The 16,501-nt window shown below is 66.8% G+C and carries 16 protein-coding genes and 1 pseudogene; 6 read left to right on the plus strand and 11 right to left on the minus strand.

All coding sequences use genetic code 11. The annotated features are described in order from the left end of the window. Positions 1–54: 54 nt before the first annotated feature. The 6 genes from A5779_RS32710 to A5779_RS02000 form a co-directional block, all read right to left on the minus strand. Entirely contained in the window at positions 55–339 is a 285-nt protein-coding gene (locus tag A5779_RS32710) for a hypothetical protein (RefSeq protein ID WP_082941483.1), read from the minus strand. A 127-nt stretch (positions 340–466) separates the two neighbouring features. After that, complete coding sequence (locus A5779_RS01980; protein ID WP_082941484.1) at positions 467–1,186, minus strand: hypothetical protein; 720 nt, start codon at positions 1,184–1,186, stop codon at positions 467–469. After that, positions 1,183–2,391, minus strand: a complete 1,209-nt coding sequence (locus A5779_RS01985; protein ID WP_064878399.1) for a zinc ribbon domain-containing protein — start codon at positions 2,389–2,391, stop codon at positions 1,183–1,185. Before A5779_RS01985 ends, A5779_RS01980 begins: the two co-directional genes overlap by 4 nt. Continuing rightward, on the minus strand, positions 2,388–4,001 hold the full coding sequence (locus A5779_RS01990) for a S53 family peptidase (protein ID WP_413784886.1): 1,614 nt from the start codon (positions 3,999–4,001) through the stop codon (positions 2,388–2,390). The genes A5779_RS01985 and A5779_RS01990 overlap by 4 nt, the downstream gene beginning before the upstream one ends. A gap of 40 nt (positions 4,002–4,041) precedes the next feature. Further along, positions 4,042–4,326: a hypothetical protein gene (locus A5779_RS01995; protein ID WP_064878433.1), complete on the minus strand. Its 285-nt coding sequence runs from the start codon at positions 4,324–4,326 to the stop codon at positions 4,042–4,044. Between the two features lie 253 nt (positions 4,327–4,579). After that, entirely contained in the window at positions 4,580–4,876 is a 297-nt protein-coding gene (locus A5779_RS02000; protein ID WP_064878403.1) for a hypothetical protein, read from the minus strand. A gap of 294 nt (positions 4,877–5,170) precedes the next feature. On the opposite strand from A5779_RS02000, the gene A5779_RS02005 reads away from it, so the two are divergent. Both A5779_RS02005 and A5779_RS02010 read left to right on the plus strand, forming a co-directional pair. Then, the gene (locus tag A5779_RS02005) at positions 5,171–5,878 is read left to right on the plus strand and encodes a DnaE2-dependent mutagenesis accessory factor ImuA' (protein ID WP_064878405.1); all 708 of its coding nucleotides are present in this window, start codon (positions 5,171–5,173) and stop codon (positions 5,876–5,878) included. 39 nt (positions 5,879–5,917) lie between these two features. After that, complete coding sequence (locus tag A5779_RS02010; protein WP_064878407.1) at positions 5,918–7,468, plus strand: DNA polymerase Y family protein; 1,551 nt, start codon at positions 5,918–5,920, stop codon at positions 7,466–7,468. A gap of 7 nt (positions 7,469–7,475) precedes the next feature. Here A5779_RS02010 and A5779_RS02015 read toward each other — a convergent pair whose 3' ends face one another. The 3 genes from A5779_RS02015 to A5779_RS02025 form a co-directional block, all read right to left on the minus strand. Continuing rightward, positions 7,476–8,510 (minus strand): nucleoside hydrolase, encoded by a 1,035-nt coding sequence (locus A5779_RS02015; protein ID WP_165609733.1) that lies wholly within the window; start codon positions 8,508–8,510, stop codon positions 7,476–7,478. A 90-nt stretch (positions 8,511–8,600) separates the two neighbouring features. After that, complete coding sequence (locus A5779_RS02020; RefSeq protein WP_064878409.1) at positions 8,601–8,918, minus strand: DMT family transporter; 318 nt, start codon at positions 8,916–8,918, stop codon at positions 8,601–8,603. Positions 8,919–8,934: 16 nt separating this feature from the next. Continuing rightward, positions 8,935–9,681, minus strand: a complete 747-nt coding sequence (locus tag A5779_RS02025; RefSeq protein WP_064878411.1) for a 3-oxoacyl-ACP reductase family protein — start codon at positions 9,679–9,681, stop codon at positions 8,935–8,937. Positions 9,682–9,732: 51 nt separating this feature from the next. On the opposite strand from A5779_RS02025, the gene A5779_RS02030 reads away from it, so the two are divergent. Beyond that, positions 9,733–10,380: a TetR/AcrR family transcriptional regulator gene (locus A5779_RS02030; protein ID WP_064878413.1), complete on the plus strand. Its 648-nt coding sequence runs from the start codon at positions 9,733–9,735 to the stop codon at positions 10,378–10,380. Between the two features lies 1 nt (position 10,381). On the opposite strand, the gene A5779_RS02035 is transcribed toward A5779_RS02030, so the two are convergent. Further along, on the minus strand, positions 10,382–12,409 hold the full coding sequence (locus A5779_RS02035) for an SDR family oxidoreductase (protein ID WP_110776798.1): 2,028 nt from the start codon (positions 12,407–12,409) through the stop codon (positions 10,382–10,384). 80 nt (positions 12,410–12,489) lie between these two features. Here A5779_RS02035 and A5779_RS02040 point away from each other — a divergent pair, with 80 nt between their 5' ends. The 3 genes from A5779_RS02040 (at position 12,490) to A5779_RS02050 (ending at position 15,904) form a co-directional block, all read left to right on the plus strand. Further along, entirely contained in the window at positions 12,490–13,359 is an 870-nt protein-coding gene (locus A5779_RS02040) for a MaoC family dehydratase (RefSeq protein WP_064878417.1), read from the plus strand. 113 nt (positions 13,360–13,472) lie between these two features. Then, the gene (locus tag A5779_RS02045) at positions 13,473–14,363 is read left to right on the plus strand and encodes a universal stress protein (RefSeq protein WP_064878437.1); all 891 of its coding nucleotides are present in this window, start codon (positions 13,473–13,475) and stop codon (positions 14,361–14,363) included. Beyond that, positions 14,360–15,904: an APC family permease gene (locus A5779_RS02050; protein ID WP_064878419.1), complete on the plus strand. Its 1,545-nt coding sequence runs from the start codon at positions 14,360–14,362 to the stop codon at positions 15,902–15,904. Before A5779_RS02045 ends, A5779_RS02050 begins: the two co-directional genes overlap by 4 nt. Positions 15,905–15,992: 88 nt before the next feature. On the opposite strand, the pseudogene A5779_RS02055 reads toward A5779_RS02050, so the two are convergent. Continuing rightward, positions 15,993–16,501: pseudogene (locus A5779_RS02055) on the minus strand (hypothetical protein); the annotation flags it as partial.

Here is a 16,501-nt window from a genome sequence, read left to right on the forward strand (position 1 = left end):
CGGCATACCCGCCATTCGATGGTGGGCTCCGGCTCCTCTGAGCCGGTTCCGGCGCTATTGCCTATGAGGGCTGCCGATGCCGTGACGCCCGGTGGGCGGGGCCACGGGTTCTACGTGGGTGGGCGTGAAGCTGTTGGCGCCCCCGGGGGTGACCTTCTTCTCGGTGGGCTCCGTCGGCGGCGGCGCTGACGGCGTCGTGGTCGTCGTCGTTGTGGTGGACGGCGTCGTGGTCTCTGGTGCCTTCTCGCCGGTACCGCAAGCGCTGAGCCCGATCATTCCGATGATCGCGGCGGAGGCAGCGGCAGCTGCGAGGCGACGAGTTGATCGACGTGACCTCATGATTAGTCCTCACTGTCCCCCGCGGACGAAACAGATACAGCCCGCGAAACGGGCCTGCCAGCAAACTCTAACCCAGTGCGTTCCGGCGTGGGCGTCAATTCCGTGTTTCCGGCCGGACGGCAGGCGATCAGCGGTCGGGATCTCCGCGCCATCGGAAACTGTTGACGTATTTCCCCATGTCCAGCGCCAACTGCAGGTTGGCGCCCGACGGTTTACTGGCCCCCGAGCCGGGGCCGAATTCTCGATACGGTCCGACGGCCGACGCGACGAGGGCGAGGTCGTCCTTCACCGCGACCAACACCAGCACCCGCATCCGCATGTAGTTACTCGTCGCGCCCTGCGGCCAGCAGTCGGCGACCAGGCCGAATCCGGGGTGGTAACCCACCATGGCGTTGGGGATGCTGTAGGCGGTCTTGGTATCCGGATATGTCTTCTTCACCAGAGAGTTGGCGATTTCCTCGGCGCTACGTCCGGTTGCCGGCTCGCTGAACAACTGCAGCATGCCGCCGTCACCGGCTTTGAACTCCGCGGTGACACCGGTCGTGTTGGTGGTGACCGTGTATGCCGAGGAGGCCACGGGGTAGGAAACCGAGAAGCTGCCGTCGGGCGCGGTGAACACCGGATTGATCGCCACCGCCTGCCCGGTCGGGGGCGACCCGCAGTCGGGTGGGCACATATAGCGAGCCGGTGGCTCACTCGTCGCATGTGACACCCAGGCCAGTACCCCGGCAACGAGGGCGATTCCGGCGGTCAGGGTCGCCACAACTTTCAGGGCGGAGGTGCGGCGAATGGCCCGGGTTCTGCCCGTGGAAATGGGCACCGCATATCCGGGAAAGAATGTGCTCACCCGGCATCGGATCCCGGGTCACGCACCGGCCGGTGCTCACGACGCTGTTCTCTGGACGTGCGCGACGATGCGTGGGTGGCCGCACCGCAGTGCGGGCAGAACGACATGTCGGGCACGATATGGCCGCAGCGGGCGCAGAAGATGGGCTGATCGGCGGCGATCTCGTCTTGGGCTTCGTGCAGCAGCGCCAGATGCAGACCGACCCGCAACGCCAACAACGCCAGCACCGAAACCGTGAGGTGCACCCCCAACTGGACCCATTGCGGAACCCGCGCCACATCGATCAGACCCAGTGCGCAGTAGACGATCAGCACCGCGAACGCGCAGGAGAACATCACCAGCCGCACATAGCCGACGTGTTTGTCGACCTTGGTGGCCGGACGGGTGAACCACAGGGCCGCGCCGATCAGGCCACCGATGGCTGCTGCGGTCAAAGGCATGGCTACCCCGCGGATTCCGGCCTCGATGATCAGACCGGACATCGGGCGGTTTCGCGCCACCATGCCGGTGGTGAGTTGTGGTGCCAGGCGGGTGAGCGTGGTGGCTGCAGTGAAGGCAGTGGCGCCGAGGGCGCCGATCATGAAGCCGTCCAACGATTCCCGGCTCGACCGGTTGGTCAGGCGGACCACGACAGCGGGTACCAGCATCAGGAATGCTCCGCCCAGCGGAATTCCCAAGCCGTTGCGCATGATCCGGAATGCGGTCACACCGCTTCCGAGCGGGACGCCGTAGGACTTGGCCATCATGTGGCCGGTGAGAAGCACCCAGCCGATTCCCAACGCGATTCCCAGCATGATGGTCACCACCAGGTTGACACGGTGCAGGTCGCGGAAGGCGTCGGACTCGTAGAGATAGATCAGGAACAGCAGCGGGAGTCCGAGTGCGGCCACCGCGATCAGGGCCGCGGGCAACCTCAGCACGGCGCAGGTCACCAGACCTGCCAGCAGGACCAGCATCGCGATGCGGAAGGGGGTGCGGGACTGGTGAGACAGGTGAGGGAACAGTGAGCTGGCGATCGACGGCCGCAACAGGTGTTCATCAGGAGCCACGCAGGATGCGCTGAGGCGCAACCATTCGGGGCCGTCACCTTGTTCCTTGTCGATCGGAACCCCGCACAGCCCGCAGTACTTGCCGTCGGGTACATCGACTTTGCAGACCCGGCACTCGGTGGTCGGCACGTCGGTGTCGTCGGGTGTATCGGTCATCGGTGCGCCTTCTGCAGGACAAGGATGTTCTTGGCGAGGTTCTCCACATCGGGTGACCCCAGTCCGGTCACCAGGTCGTAGCCGGGTGAGGCGGTGGCCACCGCGTTGCCGCCGAGATCGACGTCGCGGAAGGCCGGCAGCGGGGCACCCGAGGCGATCTTGTACAACAGCGGGTTGAGGTCGCCGAGTGCCCGCCCGCCGTTGGCGATCAGGTACTGGTTCATCACCGCGGCCATCCCGGCCCACAGCGGTGCGGACTGCGATGTGCCGCCCCCGACCAGAACCTGGTTGTTCAGAACGATTTTCACGCCGGTGAAGGGATCGGCCACTGCGGCCACATCCGGGGTGAGCCGCCGCCCGGCGCTGTTGTCGCCAGGAGCGGATACGTTGCGTTGCCACTCGGGGCGGTCGAAGATGGCCGAGACGCCACCGCCGGTGCCTTGCGACAGCGGGACGTCGAACCAGGCCTGCTCGGCCAGCCAGCCGCCGTGGGCGTCGGTGGACAGTGTCGTGCCTCCGACATCGGTCATCTCCGGCAGGGAGGCCACCGAGTCCAGGCCGATGTCGTCCTCACTGGGTGCGGATGACCAGTCTTGTCCGCCTTTGCATTCCAGGCCGGCCAGGTCTCCGCTGGCATCGAATGCCGTGGTGCCGTGGGTGTGTGCGGTGGCCAGGGCGGAGCGGACCGGGGCGAGATCGGCAGCGGTGATCAGCTTGTCACAGCCCCAGCCGATCGAGAAGCTCCAGATAGCACCGGGAAACTGCTGGTCGGCGGATTCCAGCATCTTCCCGATCTTCTCGTAGGCGCCGTCGCCCTGGACTGTCGGCCGGGCGTTGACGACGACCTTCTGCGCATCCGGGGCGATGGCGTGGGCGAGCTGCAGATCCATGGTGGTCTCGCCGTGCGGGGCACTCGGTTGCCCGCCGACCACGATCGGCGTGAACTCGGGCAGGTCGAAGGTGGTGGCGAAGGTGTCCAGGTCAGCCTGATCGAAACCGTCGAACGCGAAGAACACGATGGTGGTGCCCTTGCCGGTGAATCCCTGTTTCGTCAGGTTGCCCAGGTTGTAGGTGTTGAGCACCCCCTGCGGCGTCAACCCCTGATCCGGAACATCGGTCGGCAGGTTCCGCAGGTCCGGCAGCGACATCCGGTAGGGCGTGTAGCCCAGGATGCGACCGACTTCGGTGACCTCTCCGGACAGCCGTTCGGGTACGGAGGGCTGTTGTGGTGAGGCATAGAACTCCTGCCCGCGCCGGCCCCGATAGTCATGGATGTCCACGCCGAAAGCGGTTGCCAGGTCGGCGGATCGGCCTTCGGCAATGGCCCAGGAATCACCGGGCCGCCACCGGATCGACAGTGAATGCTCCTCGGCCCACCCGAGCAGCGCAGCCGGTCGGTGGGCGCTGTGCAGCGTCATGGTGAGCTGCGCCGAACCACTCCCGGCTGGGCCGAGATCGGTTGAGGCGGAAAGTAGTTGGGCGTACGGACCTGTGATGTGGGTGGGTCCGTACGCCGATCCGCCCGGTGGGGGTGTAGCCCGCAGGTCGGAGACCAGCAGGGTGCTGAACACGATCAGCGCCAGCACCACCCGCCCGGGGGTGATGTTCATCCCGGCCATCGGCGAACGACCGACTCTCTGCGCTCCGCGTTTAGTTGTCGCCGGGGATGGCGGTCGGTGCCGGCGGTGCCTTCACGCCGGGCGTGAACAGGTTGCCGCCGGTGGGGTTGATCGACTTCTCGGTCGGCTCGACCGTTGGCGGCGGGGCAGGAGTGGCCGGGGCGGTGGTGGTCGTGGTGGTGGTTGTGGTCGGCGTGGTGGTCTCGGGGCCCTTCTGCTCTTCGGTACCGCATGCCGCGGTGAACGAGATCATCCCGATGACTGCCGCACCGCCTGCGATGACGGTGAGCCGACGAGTCAACTGCCCAGACTTCATGATGGTGTCCTCACTGTCCCCCGTGCTGTTACAGAACTTGGTCTTCGGCCAATCCTGGTGGATTCCCACTACCTGCAACGCAAAGTGGTGGCCAGTCCCATCCCGAAGCGGGTGCTGGTGAACCGAACTCTAACTTAAGGTCCGCGTGGTCGCAGAGCCATTTGCTGCAGGCACTGCCGATCGGGGTGTGACGGGACGACTTTGCTTGCCGGGCATGTGGCGCCAGGGCCCGGCAAGCCGCCGAAACCGCGTTCTACCCGGAGTTCGACCTGTTGCCGGGGATGGCGGTCGGTGCCGCCGGCGCCTTCACGCCGGGGGTGAACAGGTTGCCGCCGGTGGGGTTGATCGACTTCTCGGTCGGCTCGACCGTTGGCGGCGGGGCAGGAGTGGCCGGAGCGGTGGTGGTCGTGGTGGTTGTCGTCGTCGGCGTGGTGGTCTCGGGACCCTTCTGCTCTTCGGTACCGCATGCCGCGGTGAACGAGATCATCCCGATGACTGCCGCACCGCCTGCGATGACGGTGAGCCGACGAGTCAACTGCCCAGACTTCATGATGCTGTCCTCACTGTCCCCCGTGCTGTTACAGATACTTGCCTTCGGCGAATCGCTGCGGATTCCCGCTACCTGCAACGCAAATGGCGGCCCAGTCCCATCCCGAAGCGGGTGCTGGTGGGGCGAACTCTAACTCAGAGTCGGCACGGCCGCAGAACGGTCCCGGCCGGCCCCGCCTTCCCGGGGCGGTCGCCGGTGGGCGCGGCTTGACGCTGTCGGGGGGTAGGTGTTTACTCGAGCCATCGAACATACATTCGAAAATCATTCGATACAGATGGTGCGGGAGGTGTTGTTGTGACTGTTGCGGCTGAGCGTGATTTGCGCCTGCTTACCCGCTCTGAGCAGGTAGAACACCTCCGTCGCAAGATTGCCTCGGTATCGGGGAAGGTCGGTCCGGTGCATCGCGGCGCGCCCCGGTCCGAAGCGATGGTACCGGCTCCCGAATCTTTGCTGGAGCCGCTTGAAACCCTGGTTGAGGCGTTGCCTGAGGGCTTACCGACGATGCTGCCTCGCGGGTCTGTCGCGGTGGCTGCGGGTGCCCGGTCGCTGACGCTGGGCATGGTGGCGGCTGTGACATCCGGGGGTGGGCATGCGGTGATCATCGGCCAGCCCGATGTCGGCCTGTTGGCCGCGGTGGAGATGGGCGCCGATCTGAGCCGGCTCGCGGTGATCCCCGATCCGGGTGCCGACCCGGTCGAGGTGGCCTCGGTGCTGATGGACGGGATGGATCTGGTGGTGCTCGGGTTGGGTGGGCGTTCGGTGCCTCCGAGTCGGGCCAGGGTGATGGTGGCGCGGGCCCGGCAGAAAGGCTGCACGCTGCTGGTCACCGACGGTGACTGGCAGGGCGCATCGGCACGGCTGGAGGCCCGGGTGTGCGGTTATGAGGTGGCCGGTGCGGGCCAGGACGCTCCGACACCTGGGCGCGGCCGGATCAGCCGGGTCCGGCTGGCCATGCGAGCCAGGGGGCGGGGCGTCGGATCGGCTTGTGCGGCAGGCGGATAGCTCGTGCCTGCTGATTCCAGGGTGCTTGCCCTCTGGTGTATGGACTGGCCGGCGGTGGCCGCGGCGACGGCAGCGGGTCTGGCTTCGACGGTGCCGGTCGCGGTCACTCTGGCCAACCGAGTGATCGCCTGCTCGGCGTCGGCACGTGCGGCCGGGGTCCGGCGCAGGCTGCGCCGGCGCGAGGCGCAGGCCCGGTGCCCACAACTGCACGTCGTCACTGCGGACCCGGCCAGGGACGCCCGCCATTTCGAGAACGTGACGCTCGCCGTCGATGATCTGGTGCCGCGCGCCGAGGTGCTGCGTCCGGGACTGCTGGTGCTCTCGGTGCGTGGCGCGGCACGGTACTTCGGGTCCGAACCGGTTGCGGCCGAACGGTTGATCGATGCTGTCGCCGCGGCGGGGGCCGAATGCCAGGTCGGTATCGCCGACCAACTTTCCACCGCGGTCTTCGCCGCCCGGGCTGGTTGCATCGTCGAACCCGGGAACGACGCGCGGTTTCTGTCCGGCCTGTCGATCAGGCAACTGTCCACTGAACCGGCCCTGGCCGCCCCAGGGCGAGAAGAACTGGCAGATCTGTTGTGGCGGATGGGCATTCGGACCCTCGGGCAGCTCGCCGAGTTGTCCCGCACCGACGTCGCCTCCCGGTTCGGGGCCGACGCGGTGACGGCGCACCGGTTCGCCTGCGGAGAGCCCGACCGTGGCCCCTCCGGGCGGGATCCGGCCACCGAACTCGATGCGGTGATGAACTGTGACCCGCCTATCGAAAGAGTGGACGCCGCGGCTTTTGCGGGACGGTCCCTCGCCAGTGATCTGCATCGTCATCTGGAGGCAGCCGGGGTGGGTTGTACCCGCTTGGCCATCCACGCCATCACCGCCAACGGTGAAGAGCTGGAACGGGTCTGGCGGTGTGCCGAACCCTTGACCGAGGATGCCACCGCCGACCGGGTGCGTTGGCAGCTGGACGGCTGGCTGAACCGTCGCACCTCCGAGCGGCCCACCGGCCCGGTCACGGTGCTGCGCCTGCGCCCGGTGGAGGTGGTGTCGGCGGCGGCGCTGCAATTGCCGCTGTGGGGCGGGCTGGGGGAGGAGGATCGGCTGCGGGCCCGGCGGGCGCTGCTGCGGGTTCAGGGGCTGCTCGGTCCGGAAGCGGTGCAGGTTCCGGTGCTCAGCGGCGGGCGCGGGCCTGCCGAGCGCATCACCCTCACGCCGTTGGGGGACGAGCCGGTACCGCGAGCCGATCCACGCCAGCCCTGGCCTGGCCAGTTGCCCGAGCCTTCACCGACCGTGCTGCTGGATGATCCGGTGGAATTGCTTGATGGACAAGGAAATCTGGTGCGAGTCACCAATCGCGGATTGTTTTCGGCGGATCCTGCGCAGCTGGCCGGTGCCGGCCGCCGTGACGGCAGGCTGCGCTGGTGGGCCGGGCCATGGCCGGTCGACGAGCGGTGGTGGGATCCGGAGAACCGAGGGGCCGGACGGACGGCGCGGGTCCAGGTGCTGCTGCGCTCTGGAGGCAGGGAAGGGGACGATCTCGCACTGCTGCTGTGTTATCGGCAGCGTCGGTGGTATCTGGAGGGCGCCTATGAATGAGGGCTGATCAGCTCAGGCGTTGTGCGAAAGCCCCGACCCGGCTGATGAACCGGTCGAAGAATGCTGTGGGGTCTACCTCGGTACCGATCAGCGCATTCGGTGGACGGCCCCAGTGTCCCCGCCAGTCGGCCACCGTCATGCCGCGGGTCAGGGTGCCGCTCAGCTCCACGTCGACGGTGGTTTCCCGGTAGCTCACCAGTTCTGGATCCAGGGCGACCGCGGCGGCCAGCGGATCGTGCAGGTGTGCCAGGTACCCGTCACCGGTGTCGAAGTGGAATTCGAAGTAGAACCGCATGGCGTCCTCGAGGGCCCGGATCAACGGGTTGTCGGCGCTCGATCGGGTGCCCCGCTCGTCGAGCACGCTCATCGGAGTCGACGGTGACCCAGCTGCGGAAGCCAGCCGGTTCAGCAGCGCGGGTGTCATCGCGATGTTCTCGGTGAGGTTGAGGCCCAGCACGATTGGCACATGGGTGGCTTCGTCCAGACCCCAGGCGGCGTTCCAACCGCCGAACACCTCGGCTGCGGATTCGGGGTCTACGCTGATGTTCCATTCCGACACGGGTGTGGTGTTGCCCCGGTAATCGAATGCCCCGCCCATGATCACCAGCCGGCGCAGCAGCTTGGGCAGGGTGGGCTCGGCGCGCATGGCCAGCGCCAGGTTGGTCAGTGGGCCGGTGGCCAGCCCGATCAGCTCACCGGGGTAGGCGCGCGCGGCCCGCACCCAGGCCTCGGCGGCGTCGTGCGCGGTGAGCAGCCGGTCGCTGGCCGGCAGCTCCGCATATCCCAGGCCCTGCGGCCCGTGGGTGTCCTCGGCTGTCCGCAGCGGAGCGCTCAACGGCTGTTCGGCTCCCTTGGAGACCGGTACTCCGGTCACCCCGCACAGCTCCAGCAGGCCGAGGTTGTTGGCGCAGACCTGTTGTACCGGAACATTTCCCGCGGTCGAGGCGATACCGACCAGCTCGGCTTCCGGGCTGGCCAGCAGATACGCCAGCGCCATGGCGTCGTCGACGCCGGTGTCGACGTCGACGAACACGGGCAGCATCGATTCGCTGCTCGGCGGCTCGGTTGATTCGCCGCTCGGCGGCGGTGGCGTCACGGCGTCAACGATATGCCAACGCCATGGCGTATCGGCTCACGACTCGACGAACCGCAGTCCGACAAGGCCAACCACGATCATCGCGATGAACGTCATTCGCAAGGGCGTCAACGCATCGCTGAACATCACCACTCCCGCGATGGTGACACCGACCGCGCCGATGCCTGCCCAGACCGCGTACGCGGTGCCGACCGGCAGGTGTCTGACCACCATGGCGAGAATCACGAAGCTGGCCGCCGCAGCCACGACGCACACCACACTCCACCACAACCGGGTGAACCCATCCGACTGCTTGATCGCCAGTGCCCACACGATCTCCAGCAGGCCGGCGAAGACCAGCAATGCCCACGACATCTTTGTCTCCACGGGGTCAGGCGTTGTAGCCGCCGTCGACGGTCAGGGTTGCGCCGTTCACGTACTGCGCATCCGGGCCGGCGAGGTAGGCGACAGCGCCGGCGATTTCGCCGGCCTGAGCGAAGCGTCCCAGTGGAATGTTCGGTAGATCGGCGAGAGCTTCTGGGCTGTCGGCCGGATTCATCTCGGTGTCGGTATTGCCTGGCTGCACCACGTTGGCGGTGATTCCACGGGGCCCGAGATCGCGGGCCAGTCCCCGGGCGAGCGCGCCGACGGCAGCCTTGGTCGTCGAGTACAGCGTCACCCCGGGAAAGGGGGTGCGGTCGGCGAGATTGCTACCGATCGTGATGATCCGGCCGCCTTCGCTCATGGCCGCCGCGGCGGCCTGACTGAACAGGAAGGGCGCGCGGATGTGCAGATCGATCGCCTGGTCGATGTCGGCGGTTGTCACTGTCTCCAGCGGACCGTTGGGGAAAACTCCGGCGTTGTTCACCAGGATGTCCAGCCGGCCGAACGTCTCGAGGACGGCGTCCACCGCGCGCCGTGCTGCGTCGGGTGCAGCGCTGTCGATCTGCAGGGCAAGGGCTTTCGCGCCGACGCCGGTGATCGCGTCGACTACTTCGGCCGCTCGCTCGGGCGATGAATGGTAGGTGAAGGCCACGTCGGCGCCTTCGGCTGCGAGGCGGCGCGCGATTGCCGCACCGATTCCGCGGCTGCCGCCGGTGACGAGTGCGGCCTTGGATGTCAACGCCTTCAACGCCATACCTGGCTCCAATCAATTTTGTAATGGATACTACAAATATAGACTGTTGGCATGCCCCGTCAACCCGCTGCCCGCCGCGGCCGGCCACGTGCGTTCGACCGTGACACCGCGCTGCAGGCAGCAATGGACGTGTTCTGGGAGCGTGGCTACGAAGGCACCCGGGTGAGTGACCTGACCGGCGCGATGGGGCTCAACGCGCCGAGCCTGTATGCGACGTTCGGCTCCAAGGAGGACCTGTTCCGCGAGGTGGTCGCGTATTACGGTGCCCCGGAACGCTCGCCGCTCATGATGGCGCTGCGACGTCCGGTTCCGATTCGGGACGCGGTCGAGGCCATGTTGCGCGACAGCGTGCGCCAGTACGCCGACCCTGACAGTCCACCCGGCTGCCTGATCGTGCTCGCGGGGATCGCGTATTCGACCGAGACCGAGACGTTGCGCGACCTGCTCAAGCGCTACCGGGACGAAGATCGCGTGCAGTTGCAGGCCCGGATCCGGGCGGCCGTGGCCGACGGCGAGCTACCCGCGGATGTGGATCCGCAGCGGCTCGCGTCGTTCCTGATCACCGTGCTTCACGGGCTGTCCATCCAGGCGAGGGACGGCACATCCCGGGCCGGCATGGATGCGGCCGTGGACCTGGCAATGCTGGCCTGGGACGGCGCGGTCGGGAATGCCGGCGCGAAAAGGTTTGGTACGCCGTGACTTACCAGTGCACGCCCGGAACCAGCCGGACCGCCCGCTTCACCGGGCGGGCCACCGTACGCGGGACCCGCAGGCTTCGGGCGCTGCGGACCGGCCGCTTCGGCCGCCGCTGCGTCGGTTCGACTGCCTGCGACTGAGGGCTCTCACCGGCCTCGCCGCGCGCGGCCGCGGAGTCCGGGTAGCCCAGATACAGCTGATGCAGGACGCGACGAGACAGTTTCGGGGTCAGGTAGTTACCGAAATCGGCGACGGTACCCAGCGGGGTGTCGATCCGGGCCGGCTTGTCCACCAGGCCGCGCACCACCATGGCACCGGCATGCTCGGCCGAGATCGGCGGCACCGGATTGAGCTTGCGCGACGGCGCGATCATCGGCGTCTTCACCAGCGGCATATGGATATTGGTGAAGGTGATGTGATCCGAGAGGGTTTCGGTGCCGACCACCTCGGAGAAGGCGTCGAGCGCCGCCTTGGAAGGCAGGTAGGCGCTGTACTTCGGGGTGTTGGCCTGCACGCCGGCGCTGGACACGTTGACCACATGGCCGAACCGGCGTTCTCGCCAGTGCGGCAGCAGCGCCAGCACCATGCGCACCGAACCGAAGTAGTTGACCGCCATCACCCGCTCGTAATCGTGCAACCGGTCCGTCGAGTTGGTCACCGAGCGGCGGATCGACCGGCCGGCGTTGTTCACCAGATAGTCGACGTGGCCGAACCGGCCGAGGATGTCCTTGACGGTGTGCTCGACCGACGCGGAATCGGTGACGTCACAGGTGAATGCGTAAGCCTGCCCGCCCGCTGCGCGAATCTCGGCGACCAGGTCGTCGAGTGCCTCACCGCTGCGGGCCAGGGCGAAGACGCAGGCACCGCGTTCGGCCACGGCGATCGCCGAGGCTCGGCCGATGCCGCTGGAGGCTCCGGTGATGATGACGTGCTTGCCGACCAGGGGGCCGGCCGGATCATCGCGACGGGCCCGATCGGGATCGAGGTGCTCAGCCCAGTACCGCCACAGTTTCGGTGCGTACGAAGAGAATTCGGGCACGGAGATCCCGGTACCGCGCAGCGCAGCGGTGGCGTTGTCCGCGGTGAAGGTCGGTCGTAACTCCGCCACGTCGAGCACGTCACCCGGAATGCCCAGCTGGGTGGCGACGATGTTGCGTACCGCCTTGACCCGGCCCCGCGCCCGCAACACCGGTGCTGCGGTCGCCCGCGGCAGCGAGCCGCGCAGCGGCGGCAGCCCGGCCTCGGCGGCCACGCCACGGTAGATGTCGCGCAGCCCGATGGTCTCGGGTGCGGTCAGGTGGAACGCCTCACCGTCCTTGCCGTCGGTATGCATCAGCGCGACCATCGCTTCAACAACGAAGTCCACCGGCACCACATTGGTCCGGCCCGAGTCGGGCAGCATCATCGGCGTGAACTTCGGAAGCGCCGCCAGCCGGGCCAGCACGCCGAAGAAGTAATACGGGCCGTCGATCTTGTCCATCTCGCCGGTTTGGGAATCGCCGACCACAACGGCCGGGCGGTACACCCGGTAGCGCAGGCCTGGCGTCGAGCGCACCAGCAGTTCTGCCTCGAACTTGGTCTGGTGATATGGCGTCGGCAGGTCCTGGGCGACGTCGAAATCGTCCTCGGTGAACACGCCCCGGTGGTTTCCCGCCACCGCGATCGAGGACACGTGGTGCAACGTGGCGTCGAGGCGACGGGTCAGCCCGATCACTGCGCGGGTGCCCTCCACGTTGGCCGCCCGCTGTTCGGCTTCGCCGACCGTCATGTCGTAGATCGCCGCGCAGTGCACCACATGCGAGACGTCGCCGAGTTCGGCGATATCGGCGTCGGATAGCCCCAGATCGGCCACTGTCAGGTCGCCGACCAGCGGTTTCACCCGCTCATCCCAGTTTTGGGCGAGCCGCTCGAACCGCGTCAGCGACTCGCGGCGCACCAGCACCCACACCTCGGTGTCGGGTTCGCGGGACAGAATCCGGCTGATCACTCGGCGGCCAATAAACCCGGTACCGCCGGTAACGACATAGCGCATGCGAGCCATCGTGGCCTTAGATCGGGCAAACGTCAACAAGGCCGGTCAACTCGGCTGCTGAACCGCTATCGTCGGCACGCATGCCCCTCAATCCGGATGCCATTGGCGAGACAACCGATCCGATTCCGTTCGACTGGACCGACCGCGACACCCTGCTGTACGCCATCGGCGTTGGCGCGGGCACCGATGACCTCGCCTTCACCACCGAGAACAGTCACGAGATCGAACAGCAGGTGTTGCCGACCTATGCGGTGATCGCCTGCTCGGCCTTTCCGGCGGCACTCAAGATCGGCACGTTCAACTTCGGCATGCTGCTGCACGGCTCCCAGGAGATCCGGCTGCACCGGCCACTGCCCCCGGCCGGGAAGCTCAGCGTGGTCTCCGAGGTCGTCGACATCCAGGACAAGGGCGAGGGTAAGAACGCGGTGGTCATGCTCAAGGGCATCGGCACCGATCCGGCCAGCGGCGAGGTCGTCGCGGAAACCCTTACCACCGTGGTGATTCGGGGCGAAGGCGGGTTCGGCGGGCAGCAGGGGCAACGCCCCGTCGCACCGCAGATTCCCGATCGCGACGCGGACGCCCGGGTGGCGTTGCCCACCCGCGAGGATCAGGCGCTGATCTATCGACTCTCGGGGGACCGCAACCCATTGCACAGCGATCCGTGGTTCGCGAAGAATCTGGCCGGGTTCCCGAAGCCGATCCTGCACGGTCTGTGCACCTACGGTGTGGCCGGGCGGGCGCTGGTCGCCGAACTCGGTGGCGGCGACGCCACGAAAGTCCATGCCGTCGCGGCGCGGTTCAGTTCTCCCGTGTTCCCGGGGGAGACGCTGACGACGTCGATCTGGCGCACCGAACCGGGGCGGGCCGTGTTCCGCACCGAGGCGGCCGGGCCCGACGGTGCCGATGCTCGACTCGTACTGGAGGACGGTGTCGCCGAGTATTCCGACTGATCCGGCAGGCGCGGCAATTTCGTAGAAGCGGCTGCATACCGCGTGGTGGATTGACAGGATCGAACCACTGAGGTCGCACGGCGGTGCGGGAATGGCGGTGGCAGATGACGCAGGTGAACCTGGTCGTTGGGTATCTGGCCACTCCCGGTGGTGCCGACGCACTCGCGTTGGCGGTTAGGTTCGCCCGAACGCTGGCCGCCGAGGTCCATATCTGCATCGTGCTGCCACCCGACAACGCGCCGCCGGGCACCGTCCCCAAGGGTGGCTACGAGGAAGTACTGGCCGAGCAGGCGCAGGGCTGGCTGGACGATGCCCTGGGCCTGGTGCCTGACGACGTTGTGGCGCACACGCATCTGAGTTTCGACGAGTCGTACACCGACGGTCTGATCCGCGAAGCGCTGCGGCTTCAGGCGGTCGCAATCGTGGTCGGCGGTGCCGGTGGCGGGTTGATCGGCAGCTATTCGCTGGGGTCGGTGGTCAACGAGCTGTTGCACGCCTCGCCGGTGCCGGTCGCGGTGGCGCCCCGCGGAACCCGCGATTCGAAGGTCGAACGGGTGCATGAGATCACCTGTGCCATCGGTCAGCGTCAGGGTTCGGATCTGTTGCTCGCCACCGCGGTACGGGCCAGCCGGGCCGCGGAGATCCCGCTGCGGTTGGTCTCGCTGGTCGCGCTCGATCCGACCTTCGGCTCGCTGCGCGGCGACACTGAAGCCGTGCGAGCCCACGCGCTCGCGCACGCCGAACGGACCTTGGAGGCTGCCAGAAATGAACTGCCGGCGGATTTTCCGGTGTCCTCGACCATCGTGACCGGTCCCAGCGTCGAGGCCGCCGTCGAACAGTTGGGTTGGGACGACGGTGACATCATCATGGTCGGATCCAGCCGGCTCAGCGCGCCGCGACGGATCTTCCTCGGTTCCACGGCGGCCAAGATGTTGCGGGTGTTGGACGTGCCCATGGTGGTTGTGCCCCGGGACGAACTGAAAGACGGCGAGGATCACTCATGACGGAATCCGCGTCGCATCAGAAGCTCGAAGCCGCCGAGCACTCTGCCGGGCTGGTTTCCAAGGGCCTGGCCGCGGGCAAGGTAGGCACCTTCTCCGGTGCGATCCTCGGCATCTCGTGTGTGGCACCCGGATACACGCTGACCGCGAGCATCGGGTTGATCGTCGCCGCAGTCGGACTCAAGATGCCCGCGATCTTCATCGCCGGGTTCATCCCGATGTTCCTGACTGCCTACGCCTATCGCGAACTGAACTCGCGCGCACCTGACTGCGGGGCGTCGTTCACCTGGTCCACCAAGGCATTCGGCCCGTATGTCGGCTGGATGTGTGGGTGGGGCATGGTGGTCGCGTCCATCATCGTGCTGTCCAACCTCGCCGCCATCGCGGTGGAGTTCTTCTATCTGTTCATCGCTCGGATCACCAACCACCCGTCGATCGCCGAGCTCGCCGACAACAAGGCCATCAACATCATCACCACGCTGGTGTTCCTGGTCATCGCGACTCTGGTCGCCAGTCGCGGCATCACCACCAGTGAACGCGTGCAGTACGTACTGGTCGGATTCCAGATGGTGGTGCTGTTGGCGTTCGCGGTGATGGCGTTCGTGCATGTGGGGCGCGGCGATGCGCCGGCCGGACTGTCATTCGACCTGGACTGGTTCAATCCGTTCAACGGACTTGCGCTGAGCGCCTTCGTGGTTGGGGTAACCGGATCGATCTTCGCCTTCTGGGGTTGGGACACCTGCCTGACCCTGGGGGAGGAGTCCAAAGATCCGACGAAGGTGCCGGGCCGGGCCGGGCTGCTGTGCGTTCTGTCCATCTTGGCGACGTATCTGCTGATCGCTGTCGCGGTCATGATGTACGCCGGCGTCGGGGAAACCGATCTGGGGCTGGGTAATCCGGACAATGCCGAGAACGTTTTCGCCGCGTTGGCCGATCCGGTGCTCGGTACCTATGCCGGGCCGCTGCTGTTTTTGGCGATCCTGGCTTCGTCGGTGGCCAGCCTGCAGACCACGTTCCTGCCTGCCGCACGGGCGATGCTGGCGATGGGCGCCTACAAGGCGTTCCCGCCGCGTTTCGCCGAGGTCAGCCCGCGCTATCTGGTGCCGGTGTTCGCGACCGTCACCGCCGGCGTGGTCACCGGGGTGTTCTACACCGTGGTGAGCCTGCTCTCCGAGAGTGCGCTGCTGGATACCATTGCCGCTCTTGGCATCATGATCTGCTGGTACTACGGCATCACCGCTTTTGCCTGTGTCTGGTACTTCCGCCGTGAGCTGTTCGACAACGCCCACAACATGGTGTTCAAGTTCCTGTTCCCACTGCTCGGCGGAATCGTGCTGGCCGCGGTCTTCGTGATCTCGATCAAGGAGAGCATGGACCCGGAGAATGCCAGCGGCGCGGCGATCGGCGGCATCGGCCTGGTGTTCTTCATCGGCTTCGGCGTACTGATCCTCGGTGCCGTGCTGATGATGGTCTGGCGGTCTCGCAGTCCCGCGTTCTTCCGGGGCGAAACCCTGCGGTACGACACGCCTTCACTCGTGGAGTAGAGCCCACCCCGGGACCGCGAGATCAACGAAATGGTCGCCCCCAGAAGGTTTTGCGACCACAGCGTTGATTTCGCGGTGAAGGTGCGGCTCAGCCGGCCGCGCCGCCGATGCCGGAGTTGCCCTTGTTGTGTGCCAGCTCGAACGGATCCAGCAGGTCCCACACCGTGGTGACGGCCTGGACCTTGAGTTCGGCGCCGGGCTCCTCCAGGTTGATCAAGTCGGCGATGATGTCGTAGCCGTAGTACACCGCTGACCCCGGCGGCGTGGTCTTGATCAGCTCGTTGATGATGGTCTGCCGGGCATCTCGCGCGGCGGGATCGTCACCCAGCGCGGGGGCCAGGCTGGGCAGAATCTTGCTGATCGGGATCACCGCGTTCACCCACGGCACGATCTGGGTGCCCCGGTAGATCTGCTCGGTCGCCTCGCGCACAAGCGGTTTGAGCTCGTTCGGCGCGGCGCCCATCAACGCATCCCGCAGATTCAGGATCTCGGGGGGAATGTCTTTCGGCTCGGGATCATTGTCGCGCAGCGGGTTGGGGTCCCACGGCGTAGCTGCCTGATCCTGGACCGCCGCGACTTTCGGGGTGACCGAGGTCT

The sequence above is a fragment of the Mycolicibacterium peregrinum genome, assembly GCF_001665625.1.
Taxonomy (GTDB): Bacteria; Actinomycetota; Actinomycetes; order Mycobacteriales; family Mycobacteriaceae; genus Mycobacterium; species Mycobacterium peregrinum_B.